This is a genomic window from Vibrio cionasavignyae (assembly GCF_050337155.1).
Classification (GTDB): Bacteria; Pseudomonadota; Gammaproteobacteria; order Enterobacterales; family Vibrionaceae; genus Vibrio; species Vibrio nomapromontoriensis.
Genome location: NZ_JAKJSR010000011.1, coordinates 100,845 through 116,461 on the forward strand (window position 1 = coordinate 100,845; position 15,617 = coordinate 116,461).

General features: G+C 44.2%; 15 protein-coding genes. 7 read left to right on the forward strand and 8 right to left on the reverse strand.

Annotated elements, in window-relative coordinates; all coding sequences use genetic code 11:
* The first annotated feature begins 141 nt into the window (after window positions 1–141).
* The 3 genes from fabV to L4D74_RS06275 all read left to right on the forward strand — a co-directional run bounded on the left by fabV (window position 142) and on the right by L4D74_RS06275 (window position 5,215).
* Entirely contained in the window at window positions 142–1,338 is a 1,197-nt protein-coding gene (gene fabV / locus L4D74_RS06265) for an enoyl-ACP reductase FabV (protein ID WP_428751277.1), read from the forward strand.
* Window positions 1,339–1,522: 184 nt separating this feature from the next.
* Window positions 1,523–3,406: a putative bifunctional diguanylate cyclase/phosphodiesterase gene (locus L4D74_RS06270; protein ID WP_428751278.1), complete on the forward strand. Its 1,884-nt coding sequence runs from the start codon at window positions 1,523–1,525 to the stop codon at window positions 3,404–3,406.
* 153 nt (window positions 3,407–3,559) lie between these two features.
* A complete protein-coding gene (locus L4D74_RS06275; protein WP_428751279.1) occupies window positions 3,560–5,215 on the forward strand; it encodes a P-loop domain-containing protein in 1,656 nt (551 codons plus the stop codon).
* A gap of 60 nt (window positions 5,216–5,275) precedes the next feature.
* Here L4D74_RS06275 and L4D74_RS06280 read toward each other — a convergent pair whose 3' ends face one another.
* Together L4D74_RS06280 and L4D74_RS06285 are read right to left on the reverse strand one after the other, a co-directional pair.
* Window positions 5,276–5,887 (reverse strand): DNA-J related domain-containing protein, encoded by a 612-nt coding sequence (locus L4D74_RS06280; protein ID WP_428751280.1) that lies wholly within the window; start codon window positions 5,885–5,887, stop codon window positions 5,276–5,278.
* 188 nt (window positions 5,888–6,075) lie between these two features.
* On the reverse strand, window positions 6,076–6,915 hold the full coding sequence (locus L4D74_RS06285) for an isopenicillin N synthase family dioxygenase (RefSeq protein WP_428751281.1): 840 nt from the start codon (window positions 6,913–6,915) through the stop codon (window positions 6,076–6,078).
* Window positions 6,916–7,148: 233 nt separating this feature from the next.
* On the opposite strand from L4D74_RS06285, the gene L4D74_RS06290 reads away from it, so the two are divergent.
* The gene (locus L4D74_RS06290; protein WP_428751282.1) at window positions 7,149–7,748 is read left to right on the forward strand and encodes a DUF2238 domain-containing protein; all 600 of its coding nucleotides are present in this window, start codon (window positions 7,149–7,151) and stop codon (window positions 7,746–7,748) included.
* Window positions 7,749–7,849: 101 nt separating this feature from the next.
* Here L4D74_RS06290 and cutA read toward each other — a convergent pair whose 3' ends face one another.
* From cutA to L4D74_RS06315, 5 genes are all read right to left on the reverse strand, one after another.
* The gene (cutA, locus tag L4D74_RS06295) at window positions 7,850–8,170 is read right to left on the reverse strand and encodes a divalent-cation tolerance protein CutA (protein ID WP_428751283.1); all 321 of its coding nucleotides are present in this window, start codon (window positions 8,168–8,170) and stop codon (window positions 7,850–7,852) included.
* Window positions 8,171–8,184: 14 nt separating this feature from the next.
* Window positions 8,185–8,436, reverse strand: a complete 252-nt coding sequence (locus L4D74_RS06300) for a hypothetical protein (RefSeq protein WP_428751284.1) — start codon at window positions 8,434–8,436, stop codon at window positions 8,185–8,187.
* Window positions 8,436–10,193, reverse strand: a complete 1,758-nt coding sequence (locus tag L4D74_RS06305) for an SgrR family transcriptional regulator (protein ID WP_428751285.1) — start codon at window positions 10,191–10,193, stop codon at window positions 8,436–8,438. Before L4D74_RS06305 ends, L4D74_RS06300 begins: the two co-directional genes overlap by 1 nt.
* Window positions 10,194–10,257: 64 nt before the next feature.
* Window positions 10,258–10,491 carry a DUF3389 domain-containing protein gene (locus L4D74_RS06310; protein WP_428751286.1) on the reverse strand — a complete coding sequence of 78 codons (234 nt, stop codon included), beginning with the start codon at window positions 10,489–10,491 and terminating at the stop codon, window positions 10,258–10,260.
* Window positions 10,488–10,922, reverse strand: a complete 435-nt coding sequence (locus L4D74_RS06315; protein ID WP_428751287.1) for a hotdog fold thioesterase — start codon at window positions 10,920–10,922, stop codon at window positions 10,488–10,490. The genes L4D74_RS06310 and L4D74_RS06315 overlap by 4 nt, the downstream gene beginning before the upstream one ends.
* 166 nt (window positions 10,923–11,088) lie before the next feature.
* Here L4D74_RS06315 and L4D74_RS06320 point away from each other — a divergent pair, with 166 nt between their 5' ends.
* Together L4D74_RS06320 and L4D74_RS06325 are read left to right on the forward strand one after the other, a co-directional pair.
* Window positions 11,089–11,883 carry a M48 family metallopeptidase gene (locus L4D74_RS06320; protein ID WP_428751288.1) on the forward strand — a complete coding sequence of 265 codons (795 nt, stop codon included), beginning with the start codon at window positions 11,089–11,091 and terminating at the stop codon, window positions 11,881–11,883.
* A 245-nt stretch (window positions 11,884–12,128) separates the two neighbouring features.
* Window positions 12,129–12,695: an alkylphosphonate utilization protein gene (locus L4D74_RS06325; protein ID WP_265673978.1), complete on the forward strand. Its 567-nt coding sequence runs from the start codon at window positions 12,129–12,131 to the stop codon at window positions 12,693–12,695.
* A 103-nt stretch (window positions 12,696–12,798) separates the two neighbouring features.
* Here the strand turns inward: L4D74_RS06325 and L4D74_RS06330 are convergent, their stop codons facing one another.
* On the reverse strand, window positions 12,799–13,725 hold the full coding sequence (locus L4D74_RS06330) for an endonuclease/exonuclease/phosphatase family protein (RefSeq protein ID WP_428751289.1): 927 nt from the start codon (window positions 13,723–13,725) through the stop codon (window positions 12,799–12,801).
* A gap of 601 nt (window positions 13,726–14,326) precedes the next feature.
* Here L4D74_RS06330 and L4D74_RS06335 point away from each other — a divergent pair.
* Window positions 14,327–15,598: an aromatic amino acid transport family protein gene (locus L4D74_RS06335; RefSeq protein WP_428751290.1), complete on the forward strand. Its 1,272-nt coding sequence runs from the start codon at window positions 14,327–14,329 to the stop codon at window positions 15,596–15,598.
* Window positions 15,599–15,617 lie beyond the last annotated feature (19 nt).

Sequence of the window (15,617 nt, forward strand, 5' to 3'; positions counted from 1 at the left end):
ACCATATAGCCTCCCTCTAAAGGGCTAATTTGCTCAGATTAGTCCCTTAAAAACACCGTTTTTAATGGTCTAGCTCAATGTAGACTAATTATTATTACGTTACCCTAATTCTTTATCATCGTCTTAGATAGGTTGTAATTAATGATAATTGAACCAGTTATTCGCGGTGTTATTGCTCGCTCTGCCCATCCAGAAGGATGCAAAAAAGCGGTCGATAATCAAATTGAATACGTAAAATCCGCAGATCCGATCAAAGATGGTCCGAAACGCGTATTGATTTTGGGTGCTTCGTCCGGATTTGGCTTAGCGGCACGCATCGCATTAACATTTGGTGGCGCAGAAGCCGATACCATTGGTGTATCGTTTGAGCACGGCCCTTCTGAAAAGGGCGTTGGTTCTGCAGGTTGGTACAACAATATCCACTTTAAACGTCGTGCCCAACAAGCCGGTCGCCAAGCAATTAACATTATTGGTGACGCCTATTCAACTGAAACGCGTGAACAAGTAATTGAGGCGATAGAAACCTACTTTGAAGGTGAAGTAGACCTCATTATCTATAGTCTAGCGTCTGGACGCCGCACAAAAGAAGACGGCAACTATTGGCACTCGGCGATTAAACCAATTGGAGAGAGTGTTTCTGGTGCGATTATTAACCTCGAAACACAGCAATGGGAAAATACCACCTTAGAACCTGCAAGTGACGATGAAATTGAGGGCACACTTAAAGTTATGGGCGGGCAAGACTGGGAAAACTGGATTGATACCCTCATCAATACCGATTCTATTGCTAATGGATGTAAAACCATTGCCTTTTCTTATATCGGTCCAGAAGTCACCCACCCTATCTACCTTGATGGTACGCTAGGCAGAGCCAAGGTTGATTTACATCAAACCAGCCATGCACTCAACCTCGAGCTCGCGCATTTTAACGGCAACGCTTACGCTGCGGTTTGTAAGGCGCTCGTCACTAAAGCGAGTGTTTTTATCCCCGGTTTAACGCCATACCTATTAGCGCTGTACAAAACCATGAAAGAGCAAGGTACGCATGAGGGTTGTATTGAACAAATGCAGCGCCTGTTTAGCACTAAGCTTTATGGTCAAGACATCGTGCCTGTCGATGGTGAGAGGTTACTACGGGTTGACGATTTTGAATTAGACCCACAAACTCAACAACTGGTTGCGGAACGTTTAAGTCAAATGAATGAAAGCAATTTTAAAGACATTGGTGACTTTGACGGCTTCCAACAAGAGTTCTTAAACCTTAATGGTTTTGGACTAGATGGCATTGATTACACTAAACGGACTGACGTAAATAAGCTTAAAACACTAACACCTTAGTTTAGTCGTTTAACATCTCCCACTCTCAAATTTGAGACGAATTAATAGTATCCTCGGCTTTTCCTCTTGTTAGGGAAAGCCGCTTTTCTTCCTTTCAATTCATTACATATACTTACCACAGCGTATAACGTCATCATTTGTCGGATTGACGTTGATAACTACCCACAGGATGTGGTGACCCGTAATGGAAGGAACAGGAAACACTATCGTAATCGATCCTCTAAACTTGTCTGATTATAGAAAACTATCAGACATCGTCTATAGCCACCTGACTATTCATTCAGTTAAGTGCTTTGGGTGGTGCGTTATCAAGGACAAGCAGCTCATTATTCAATGGGCTCACCACCCTGAGGACGATAGTCACCAGCCTGTATGTGACCCTTTCACTCTAAAAAAAGCCAAGCCAAAAATCGCAGAGGTGAAAGCTGCTCTACAGGCAGCATTAGCGCCACTTTGTTCTATTGATGACTGTGCGCATATACACTATCAGTATTTACCCGCTTCACATCATGGTTATCAACTCGGTGTATTTGCCGTATGCCCCACAGCAGAAAAGACCAATCAACTTCTCAGATTAGCGGTAACTCAAATAGATACATTCTTATCACAGCGCCGTTTAACTCAAGAACTTTTTCACGCAAAAAAAGAGTTTCAACAGCAGCTACAAAGCAGAGATAAGAAAATAGCCCAGTTAGATGCCATGGTCGAAGCGTTAAAATGTCAGCACAGCGAACTCGGCACACAAATGCAGTTTCAAGTCACCCATGACCCCGCGACAAGAATGCTAAATAGGGCTGGGTTCGAATTAGCTCTTCAACGTATCTTACGTAGTACCACGGTAAAATCTGGCAAAGTTTACCTATCGGTCATTTTTCTTCATTTCACTAACGGTGAGCGTGTACAAGCGCGCATTGGCTATCAATCCTTTGACCAGTTATTGAATGAATTTGAAAATATGATCCACTTAAACACCCCCCATATTAGCCATATTGCACGTATCTCCACCACAGAGATCGCCCTTGCAGCTATCGTTCCCTCGTTAGATGACATGTTTTTACCCAACTTATGCCAAAGCCTCTCTAGCGTCGCTCGTGAAGGCTTCAACATTGAACAGCAAGAAATTCATCTACACACTTATATGGGCGTAGCTAACTCTTACCATACTAATAACGCTACTGACCTTATTAATAATGCCTATCAAGCATCCGTAGCCTGTAAGGAGTCAGGCACTCTCGTCAACGTCTTTTCCTATGCTGATCAAGTTGAACAAAAAGAGTTCAACCAGCTCGAGAACTACCTATTGCAAGCGGTTCGAAATGACGACCTTATTTTGCACTTCCAACCAAAAGTGAGCCTCGACACGGGACAGTGGACTGGCGCTGAAGTCTTACTGCGATGGAGGCACCCTGTTTTGGGCGATGTATCAAATGAAGCATTGATTCACATGGCAGAAAAAAATGGTCTCATTATCGAGGTCGGTTATTTCGTGTTACGGAACGCCATAGATCGAGCCTCGGAATGGATTCAAATTGCCCCTGAATTTCATTTATCTGTCAACGTGTCAGCCAAACAGATTTGCGCCTTAGACTTTGCAGACAAAGTCACCGATCTGCTCACTCAGCATGAACTCCCTCCAGGTAATCTAGAATTAGAATTAACGGAGAGCTGTCTAGTCGATAACTTCGAGGTAGCAAGAAGTAATATTGAAAAGCTCAAAGCACAAGGTGTCATGTTTGCACTTGATGACTTTGGCACTGGCTATGCCTCCTTTAATTACCTAAAACAACTGCCCTTTGACGCACTTAAGATCGACAAAGAATTTCTAAGTAACGTTTTGTATAGCAAACAGGACAAGGCCATTTTACGATCAATTATTACCATTGCGAAAAAACTGAACAAGCAAGTCGTGGTTGAAGGCGTTGAGAGTGAAGCACAACACGAGTTTATTCAACGAGAGCGCTGCGATATAGGCCAAGGATATTTCTACGCGAAACCTATGCCCCGCGACGTGTTTGAACGACAACTCATTAAACAATATCCAATGCCCCGCAATTTCATCATTCGTTAAACTATGCTTAAAGGCACGCTTGGAACTCATCGAATATGCGTAAAAACAAGGAATAACAGCTTCTTCGTAGGTAGAATGACGTTTATGTCTTTACCATCACTAGCGCGGCTCCTATAATCGCGCCCCAAACTCTAGAAATGCGGAATTTGCGTCATGGATCAATTGATAGCCAAACTAAAGAAAATTGAAAAACAGAACTACCGAGCCTACCAACAAATCAAGGGCCAATACGACTTTACTGATTTCGATTTTTATATTGATCACGTCCAATCCGACCCTTACGCCACCGCCTCTCGAGTTCGTGCTTTCAGAAAGTGGTCATTAACTGGCCTAGAATGGCTTAAAGCTTGTTCGCCAAGCTACCAAGTGGCAGCTCGAGACTTTATTGCGCGTACCTTTGCCGACTTTGCCAAGCAAGAAAACAGTGTCTCAGTCACATTAACGGGCCAAACCGTTATGGATTCTACCTCGGTGGTTTTTAGTGATGAAGGTATTGAGTTACGTTTTCGAGTTAACCTACCAGCAGAAGGTCGAAATATCTTAGGCAAAAAAGCCTCGAACATCCTGACATTCCACCTACCAAAGTATATTCGTAAATGTACGCTAGAACGTGAAATCGATGTTGAAGCGCTTAAGCGCCACTGTGAAGTAATCGAAGACCAAGACGCACTGCGCCGTCAACTAGACGAACACGACCTAATTGCGTTTGTTGCCAATGGCAGTGTGCTACCACGTATTGCCGGTAACTGTGATTTCCCGATGAAAGACGCCATAGCATTTGTTTCACCACCCTCACTAGAGGTGACACTGCAACGTCCTAATCACGGCGAAGTGAAGGGAATGGGTGTACCAAAAGGCGTGACCTTAATTGTAGGTGGTGGCTTCCATGGTAAGTCTACGTTACTTAACGCTATCGAGCGCTCAATCTACAACCACATTCCTGGCGATGGTCGCGAGTGCATTGTTACCTCAACTGACGCTACTAAAATCAAAGCAGAAGATGGTCGCTCAATTCACAACTTGAACCTAAGCAATTACATCAACCACCTGCCCTTTGGTAAAGAGACCAGTGACTTCAGCACTCAAGATGCCTCAGGTTCAACGTCTCAGGCTGCGTGGCTACAAGAGTCTATTGAAGCTGGTGCAACGGGCATCTTAATTGATGAAGATACCTCAGCGACCAACTTTATGATTCGTGATGAGCGTATGCAAGCGCTTGTCGCTAAAGGGGCCGAACCTATTACGCCATTTGTTGATCGAGTTGGTCAATTGCGCGATGAACTTGATATCTCCACCATAATTGTCATGGGCGGCTCAGGAGACTACCTTGATGTTGCCAACACTGTCATTCAGATGCATGACTATCAGGCGATTGATGTAACAGAAAAAGCACAAGAAGTCGTTAAGTTGCACCCTAGTGAACGACAAAATGAGAGCGAAAAGCCACTGGAGATGATTCCGCCACGTCATGTTGATTCAGAGCACTTAATGTCGATTTTAGCGGAAGGCAAATTCCGTGTATCAGGAAAAGGCGGCAACTCGTTACGCTTTGGTAAAGAAACTATCGACCTAAAAGCGCTAGAACAATTGGAATCCAATGCTGAATTGAATGCGATTGGTTGGTTAATCTTCCAACTCGCGCAACAACCTGGTTGGTCCGAACATCCACCCAAAGCGATACTCACTTTGCTAGAGGGAGATTGGAGCTCAAGAATGCCTAATTCAGGTGACTTGGCCAAGCCCCGTGTTATTGATGCCCTTTCTGCATTAAATAGGCTACGCAGCGCTAAAATGCGTCAACCGCGTTAAACGAGTTAGTAGCGAAAATCGTTGATTACATCCAAGATAAACGGCTTTGGTTTCTCGTCACTATTTAAGCAACGACCACGCCTCACAAGCCAACTTAAATTGTTCTGCATCCCCACCATCACGGTCGGGATGCCATTTCAATGCGCTGCGGCGCCAGGCTTGACGAATCTCTTTTGCTGTCGCGGTTTCGTCCAGACAAAAAAAATCGAACGCTTTCTTTTGTGACATTGTCACGCCCTTTGCACCGACATGTGACTTATATCTATCCCAAAAGTCATTCAATAACCGCTTTACTTCCAAAGTATCCGCCTCGTAATGTGACCAATCTAAGTAGTATTCACGTAATGGATCGGAGGGTGAAATACCGTGGTTCAACATGTCATACGGCAGTAGCTCAATACTCATTGCCTCCACGTTCAGCCACTTTTCTGGCACCAACATCGCCTGTAGCTGATATAGAGCATTCATCAATAAGAAGTTACGCTTGAACAGATCTTTTTCTGGTCGCTCATCAAGTACAGGGATTAAATTATCATTCATTAGCTCCGAGGCTAAGACATGAATCTTCCAACTGCTCGTGCTGGCTTCTAAACGATTTAGCACCGACCAAATTAATGGATTATCCTCAGCTCTAAAGGCATGAACTTCGCTATCTCTTTGCTCTGTCAACACTTTACTCCCTAATGCACTCTTTTTATGTTAGCACTTCTCCAAATTGAATGCGTAGCTTAAAAGACACGTTACCTAACGAAGTATCGATTCAACCTCGTCAAACAACTAACTCTAGATGGGTTCAAGCACAAAAAAGCCAGTGATAGTTATTCACTGGCTTAGACTCATACGACCCAACAAGTTACGAGTTAGATTACACCTAACTCTCTTAAGCGCTCCATCAGGTAACTGTTAGCGGTATAGCGCTCTGATAACACCACTTCTGGTTTAGGATGTAAAAACAGAGGTAATGAAATTCTTGAGTGTGTCTGCTTCTCACCGGTAGGATTAATCACACGATGCGTGGTCGACGGGAAATATCCGCCACTGGCTTCTTGTAGCATATCGCCAATATTGATGATCAAGTTACCGAAATCACAAGGCACATCTAGCCAATCGCCTTCTTGGGTTTTGACCTGCAATCCGGGCTCATTCGCAGCGGGTAAAACCGTTAATAAGTTAATATCTTCATGCGCTGCCGCGCGGATAGCGCCTGGCTCTTCATCGCCAGTCATTGGTGGGTAATGCAATACTCGTAGTAGTGTCTTATCACTATTGTTAATCATTTCCGACAGTGCAATAGAGAACTTTTCTTGTACATCTTTTGGTGCATGCGACTCAACCCAGCCTAATAGCTCTTCAGCAAAGGCATTAGCGCGAGAGTAATAATCCAGAATTTCATCCTTTAACTCCGCAGGGATTTGCCCCCATGGGTAGACATGAAAGTACTCTTTAATATCTTTGACCGCATGACCTTTCGCAACCTCAGACACGCTAGGCGGGAAATACCCATCTTGGGTGTCTACATTAAATTGATAGCCTTCCTTCTGAGAAGAACTAAAAAATGCTTGCCAGTTTTTATAAATGGACTCAACCAGAGATTTTGGGATCGGGTGGTTTTTTAGTACACCAAATCCCGTCTCGCGTAATGATTTTACAAATAACTCCGGAGCGTTTGGCGCTAAATAATCGACAGTTTCTAATTTCATGACTTCACTTTCTTATCTTTATTGTTGTAGCGCGATGTTAAGAAAAAGTTAGCGGAGTTTCAAAGTATTGCTGGGTCTATTTCAGTAACAGCCAACAGAAATGCGACACCCATCACAAAGTTCTTTTACTAATCAACAGGTACAACGTTCAGTGCCAACTGCTCGTAAGAAACCGCACATCCATATAATAAAGTGTACTATAGTGATTCCATCGTGACAGATAAGGATAATGTATGACCCCTTCACACGTTCAGCGCCCCATTCTGTCGGTTTTAACTGCGCTTTATACATTCATCTTAGTCTTTTCATCAATCGAGCCTCACTCTCGCGCCGTCTGGATCGCAGAAGTCGTGCCTGCGATTGGGATTTTGCTACTAATCTGGTTTGTTTCCCGTCGATTCACTTTCTCTACCGTCGCTTATATGCTGATGTTTATCTGGTTAGTACTGCATACGATTGGCGCAAAATATACTTTTGCAGAAGTCCCATTTGATTGGTTTAACGAATTGATTGGTTCTGAACGAAATAATTTTGACCGCGTCGCCCACTTCTCTATTGGCTTGTACGCATTTGCGATAGCAGAATATGTTTACCAAAACAAAATCATGAATCGGATACCTGCCGCCCTGTTCGCTTTATTCGCCATCATGAGTTTAGCTGCCGCTTACGAAATTATAGAATGGTGGTATGCCGTTTTGGCTGGGGGCGATGAAGGCATCGCGTTCTTAGGTTCACAAGGGGATGTATGGGATGCACAAAAAGACATGCTCTGTGATACGGCCGGTGCTGTTGCGTCGCTATTCTTGTTTTTCTTTCTAACGCGCCACCGTTAACTCACTCAATCATAGCCATGGGCTAAAGAGCAGTTCAAAGCATAGGCAGCCCCTACACAATAGTAATGTCGCTCAGAAATGAGCGACATTACTATGCCATACTACGGCTTTACATGACTTTTTAACCAGTTTAAATACGGTCTATAGCCCGCCTCGATGGGCAGCGCCACAATTTGCGGCACATCATAATCGTGAAGTTCGATAATCAAGCGCTCAAGCTTGGAATACGCCTCATTAGTGGATTTAATGATCAGTAAAATCTCTTGTTCATTGCAAACTTTACCCTCCCACATATAGTGACTTCCAATCACTTGCGTTTGAATACAAGCCGCGAGTTGCTTTTCTAACAATGCCGAAATAATAAGGTTTGCCTGCTGCTCGTTAGGCACCGTGGTAAGTACGGTTATCGCGTTAGATTTCACTACACTTCTCCAATTTATTTCATGCGGACCTTACCACCTACCATCTTAATGGCAGGTGTACCGCGAACTAAAGTATCTCGCCCAAACACACTGTCACAGCCTGGGCAAACGCCTAAATTATTCGTGTGATCTTCGGTAATTCTTTCTTTGAAACACTTTACCAACGCACCCTTACCGCCTTTTTTATACCGATAAAGCTTGGCGCCACATTTACTACAAAACACATCCACTGATTTTGATGGCGCTTTACTATTAGGTTTCGCCATTACTCATTTCTCTTATTGTTGTCACTGGTGATCTGGTGGTTTTGGTAAATGAGTTCGTCAGGTTTAACCCAAACCTGACTAAAGTCAAACCACCCGAGGGCATTACACTTGGCGTTTTGCAGGCTACCACAATGATCTTTACTGATACCTAACCAACAGTGAAACATGGGTATGACTTGGTAATTTTGTACTAACAGCTTGGCTATTTCTTGCGCCGGAAACTTGTAACCCTCTTGGCTTCGCCATTCTTCAACCAACGTTGACCAGGCCAAAAAGTCCTCTGGCTTTGACATCGACTCGATACCACTGTAATCCAATAGCCAACTTGCAATCGCTTCTTCCCTTTTGGTCGCAATACCCATTGGTCTTATCCAAACATCGACATTTTCAACGTCCGGAGCATCATGCCCATAGCGAATAAACTGAGTGCGAATACCGTCTTGCTTTAGCAGCTCTTCTATTGCCCGTGAAATATCTGGGAATGTTGGGTGCTCAGAATAATAGGCAATTTTAATATCCCTTGTGAGCTCAAGCTCTTGAATATTCACACGTTCAACAGGGTCGTCGTGTATTGGCTGATGATACCACCCAGGCTTTAACCCATGGGCAGGGATGATCCCCAAGTCCGTTACGGTACTTTCCGGTAATTTTTTAAATACCGCTAGTGAGGTTAATTTTTTAGTCAGATAACGCGCCCAAACATCATCTTTAGCAAGACCACTCACCCTATTTAGCAGTAAATAGGTGCAGCCAGGATCGAGCTCAATATCATCATGTTTTTCAGAACGAGCCCCAGCAATAGGATCGGCTAGAGTAGGAAATACCAGAGTCGAATGAGGCTCATCAATAATCCACACTTCCACGGTATCAAGAAGTGGTCGATAGCCAAAATAGCCGTCAAATGCAGAAAGAATGAGTCGTTTCTCATTATTCGTGGTGACGCTATAAGGTCCCGTTCCGACAGGGAATCGATCAAAATCGTCATTTCTCATGCTCAATGGCGGCAGTACTTTGGCGCTGATTTCTGCGAACAAAAAAGCCGCCTGAAAGTCAGGTTGTGAAAAGTGTACATCCAATACCCAAGGTGATGGGCTCACCACGTGATCAATATGGGAGAACAGCCTTGAGCTTTTCAATGACTCAATACTCGAGATAATATGCTCTAACGTGAGCAATTCACCATTATGGAAACGCACACCTGGTCGGATGTAAAAGCGCCAGTGACAATCGCTTAGTTGCTGCCAATGGTGGGCAAGGTCTGGTTTGATCTCATCATGCTCATCCAGCTTAGTTAGACCACTGAATACTTGCCTTGCGATATGTAATTCCGAACGTCGCAATGGTTTAGCCGGATTAAGCATAGAAAGTGCACGATAATACGGTAGTCGTATGACTTGTTTACCATCGGTCTGTGTTACCCCTAAGTAGCTTTGGATCACTTTGCTAAGTCGATTGGCATCTTTATCTAATACATTGAGTGCATGTCCAATTCGCCCTTCCTCTAAATAGCGGCGAGCCAGCGTCTCACTAACATCGTTGCGGTTTTGCTTAAAGTTTAACGTGGAGAGTTTTCCACGGCCTGCTGCCGGGTGCCATTCAATCCAACCCGCTTCTTCAAGCTTATTCAGTACAATACGGGCATTACGGCGGGTGCAAAATAATATTTCGGTGACATCGTCGAGCTGAGTTTCAGCATTTTGACCAGAGAAGTGTTCGAATAAAATTTCGAACTGTTTACGAAGACGAGGACTACTCATAAAGAGGAAACACTTAGGAAATGGCTTTAGTATTAGTTTCCCCTTTAAGAGGGTAATTAGCAAGTTACAAAGACAGAACCTCGATTCCCGTCTCATTCGCAATCTGTTGGAGCTGTTGTTGATTATCTAGGCGAATGGACCATTTGCACTCCGCCCCATTGGCCGAAATGACGCAAGCTGGCAAAATTAATTGAACCGCATCCACTTGGGCTTGCAACGTAACATGATTACCCGTTAAGCGAACCACAATTTCATGAGGGGTCATCAACACTTTACCGCCACTAAATTCAACCATCATGATGCGACTCTTTTGTGTTTTTTAACCGCGATGGTCAAACGACTCGTGCAGACTAATCGTTGCTGAGAGTCAGTAATGTTAATTTGCCATACCTGAGTAGACACCCCAAGATGTATAGGCGTTGCACAGCCTATAACATGCCCGGAACGCATCGCTCGTACATGATTGGCATTAATATCTAATCCCACACAGTAATGATTTTCATCGACACAATAGTTCGCAGCAAGCGAACCCAACGTTTCAGCTAACACCACCGACGCACCACCATGTAACATCCCCAATGGCTGGTGAGTAAAACTGCATACTGGCATAGTGGCAGACAATGAATTGTCGCTAAAATCCGTGTATTCAATTTGCAAATGTTCAATCAGTGTATTCTCGGAAGTGCGATTTAGCGCAGCTAATGAGAGTTTCTTCTTCCAAATACTCACTGTTAAATCCTATACTTAGAACCATTAATGAAAAGTATGATGCCTTGAGTTCTTTCGTTTGGCAAATATCAACATAGTCACCGCTCATTGCAGCCCTGTTCAATTAATTGTTTTTGACCATGAGCAACAGAGCGCGTTAGCATGGATGTACAGGAGTAATAACATCATGAATACTTGGGCAAAGGTCTGCGCCGCCGCAATCATCACCTCTTCCATCGCTGCCTGCTCATCATCACCGACTGGTCGCAATCAATTAATTCTATTTTCAGACAGTCAAATGAGCCAGTTAGGCGCACAATCGTTTGAGCAAATGAAGAAAGAGCAAAAAATCAGCACTAACAAAGCAATCAACGCCTACGTGCAGTGTGTCGCGAAAACCATTACCGACCACGTTCCACCACAAGCTGAGTTTTCTGAGTGGGAAGTCGTTGTCTTCGACAGCGATCAAGTCAATGCCTTCGCATTGCCGGGCGGTAAAATTGGTGTCTATACCGGTTTGCTCAATGTCGCTGTGACCCCCGACCAGCTCGCAACCGTGATCGGGCACGAAGTCGCTCACGTTCTCGCCGACCACAGTAATGAAAGGTTGTCACAGTCACAACTTGCCAATACCGGCATGCAAATTACTAACGTCGCCCTTGGCGGGTCACAGTATCAAAATGTGACCATGGCAGCACTTGGTGTCGGCGTTCAGTATGGGGTAATCCTCCCCTACGGACGCACTCAAGAATCTGAAGCCGATATTGTCGGTCTAGAACTCATGGCAAAAAGTGGCTTTGACCCACGACAAAGCGTTGATTTATGGAAAAACATGGCGAAAGCATCCGGGGGGAATCAACCTCCTGAATTACTTTCAACTCACCCTTCGCACGATACCCGCATCAACGATCTCAAAGCGAAAGCAGCAACATTACCCGATTACGCGACGAAAGCCCCCACCTGTCAGGCACCAAACTCTTAACGTTATTAGCCTAATAGACGTAAAGATATTCGATGTAACGTTCATCTCGAAAACAACATATGTAAGAAGATATACCTTTCACCTTTAAGCACGGCTCGTTACCGTGCTTTTCTGCTTCTATGTCACACTTTTAACTAAAACCATGTATAATGCGCGGCTATCAATCCGGTGATACTAAAATTAAGTACCACAGAATAACCATCGGACGAGGCTTTCGCCCGATCTCACCAAAATAAGGGTTAAGTATGTCTACTGAAGCAACGATGCTAGAGCGCTGTGGAAACAAATGTGAACTTTGTGCGGCTGAAACGTCACTATCTCCGTTTGTTGTCGCACCTCATTCGCACGTGACCGTTGATCACGCAATCATGCTTTGTGAAACATGTTCAAGCCAAATTGAAAATCCAGAGTCAATGGACGTTAACCACTGGCGCTGCCTAAATGACAGCATGTGGAGCCAAGTTGCTCCTGTTCAAGTTGTGGCATTTCGTCAACTGCACCGCCTTTCAGCTGAAGGCTGGGCGCAAGATCTTCTCGACATGATGTACATGGAAGAAGAGACAAAAACATGGGCTGAAACGGGCCTAGAAAATGATGGCCTAAAACACGTTGACTGCCACGGTGCACCATTACAAAAAGGTGACACGGTCACAATCATCAAGGACCTTCCAGTTAAGGGGTCTTCAATGGTGGTTAAAATTGGCACCATGGTACGAAACATCGGTCTTGCACAAGACGATCCAGAACTATTCTCAGGAAAAGTTGAAGGCCAGTCTATGTGGCTACGTTGCGAATATTGCCGTAAAAAGTAATAGCTATAAATATTTCGTAAATGACAATAGTTAAAAGCGCCTTAAGGCGCTTTTTTCATGTCCAATCGCCGCTTTCGAACTAGATTTCATACTATATTGCGCGCTATAGGTTTAAATAAGTGCGAATCGCAAGATGATCAGACCCTCCGATTTGAGAAAGAGCCTCTCGCTGACAGATTAACAACCCTTCATTTTCTGTCCTGGCCCAGAGGTGATCAATGGCAACAATAGGCTGAAATGGTACAAGCCAACGCTCGAGAAAAGAGGGCCAGCTGATAACGGGTTCGGTCTGAAAGTCTGGCATCAGCGCCGTAAATCGGTAAGTCGTGCTCGCTAAATTGAAATCACCGACAACAAGCGTGGTATCCAAAGGAGAGCGTTTCGCTTCACGCATCACATCTTGTAGCACCTCATTTCGCTCTACCCATAATTGTTCAGTTCTTGGGGATGGCGGATGCGCTGCGATTAAGTACACATCTTTATCTTCAGTTGCGCGCCAAATTACTTTCAGGATTTTATGTCCGGAGCGTGAAGCTATTGAATTCATTCCATATAACGGTTGTTGACTCAATATCATTTGACCACTCGGATACCCAACACGGCGTTGTCCCCCAAATTGATAAGGGTAAAGTTCAGTAAGCGCTTTTAACTGCTCACCGTGTCTGGGAGACACTTCTTGAAGAATAAGGATTTCAGGCTTATTTTTTCGAACATACTGAATAAAAGAGTCCAGTTGAGGATTGCCATAGTACACATTGTATTGCAGCACCGACACCTCATTTCCTTCACAGCTTTCCGCTCCACTAAAGGCAATAGGACTAAGAGGAAGCAACCAACTCACGGCTAATACTAGGCTCGTGCTGGCGAGGATGCGTCTCTTTTTTACCAACAACACCAATGTAGTACAGAGATAAAACACTGGCAGTATTACGATAAAAGATGCAGAGTTTTCTAACATCCAACTATTCGGCAAATAGTAGGCACAAATACCAATTAAGGTCGGTATCGCTACATAAGCAATCCACATCATCCCCAATCCTCCATGATCGTATCAGATATTTTTAGTCTAGGTGTGGAAAAGCAAGAATGTTAACGAGGTTCGGCTAGGTAGGACTATAAAAGCGGGGGATCGCGGGTTTGTTTAAACAATGAGACGCTTAAGGCACCATAACAGTGCCTCTATTTCAAGATAGGCTTTCTTCTGGATGATCACTTTCTTGGTAGTCCGATAGGATGATCCCTACTTCCATTGCATCCATCCACTCTAATGCATCTTCGTGCGTTGCTGTTTCCATAATATCTTCCTTCTTTGCCCAACATTAACGGCGATGACCGTATAGGCACTCTTCATTGAGTTATAACTAACTTATATGACGTTCCAATTAAACCCAAGCTCTAATAGACAATATTTGACCCGCCTCATTGTTAATCGATTGCTTTGCTCACTTATCAACCAGCAACTGCAAATCGTAAATCATAGTTTACACATGGTAATAAAAAATCTTACATTTTGCTTGTTTTGACATTTAATTGTCTACATAATCACTATCAATCCAGATTAAAGCGCTCTAAACCTAGCAGACAACTAGTCGGTAACACTTTAGAAAGCCATTACGTAAAGAATTATTTACATGAAATCAAAAGTTATTGGAAGCACACTCATTATTGCGGGAACGACTATCGGTGCAGGTATGCTAGCCTTGCCTATCGCGTCTGCTGGTATTGGATTCGGCACCTCATTAATCATTATGATGAGCCTTTGGGCACTTATGGCATATACCGCGCTGCTAATGGTTGAGCTTCACCAGCATGCCGACCACTCAGCTACTCTGCATACGCTTGCAAAACAAATTTTAGGTAAAAAAGGTCAATACATTGCGAGCATCGCTATGCTGGTCTTATTTTACGCCTTATGTGCTGCTTACATTGCAGGCGGCGGCGGTCAGTTTCGTGAACGTGTGGAAATGATCTTAGGGGTTGAACTGTCGAGCACCGTCGCGACGCTTATCTTTACCTTCTTAGTAGCGTTAACTGTTGCCTTAGGAACACACGCTGTCGACAAGCTCAATCGAGTTCTGTTCACCATCAAACTTCTTGCGATGGGTGGCGTGCTTTTTCTTCTGGCACCGAGTGTCACTCACTCATACCTGCTGAGCATGCCAGTACAGCAAGGATTAATTCTTGCTGCAATCCCTGTTATCTTCACTTCATTTGGCTTTCACGGCAGTATTCCGGCGATAGTCAACTACCTTAAAGGTGACACTCGCTCACTGCGCAAAGCGGTCATGATTGGCTCTAGCCTTCCATTGGTCATTTATATTTTCTGGCAAGTTGTCACGCTTGGTGTCGTCAGTCAAAGTAACTTATTGGACAATACTGGCCTTAGTAACCTTATCGCGTCATTAGCCCAAACCGTACATATTGATAAGTTAGCAACCGTCATTGGCGTGTTTGCCGATCTTGCTTTGATGACGTCTTTCTTAGGGGTGAGTCTAGGGTTGTTTGAATATCTTCGCGACCTCGGTAGCCGCTACAACACATCAGTAAACACCACGAAAAGCACAGTGAATAGCACTAATGCTAAGGACGATGACGTAGGTACACTTACTACGCAGCAACGTATTATCGCGGCACTGGTTACTTTTATTCCGCCGCTTTGCTTTGCCCTTTTCTACCCACAGGGCTTTATTATGGCACTTGGCTATGCGGCTATCGCACTCGCTACCCTAGCGATCTTTTTACCAGTAGCAATGATAAAGAAAGTACGCAAAACGTCGCTAGACAACGACCAAGCTTATGTTGTTGCTGGTGGGCAAGTGGCGCTAAACCTATCGTTTGCGGCTGGGCTAATCATCGTCGTATCACAGGTATTGATTTCGATGAATATCCTACCTAGCTTGTAAATATAGACATTAGTCACAT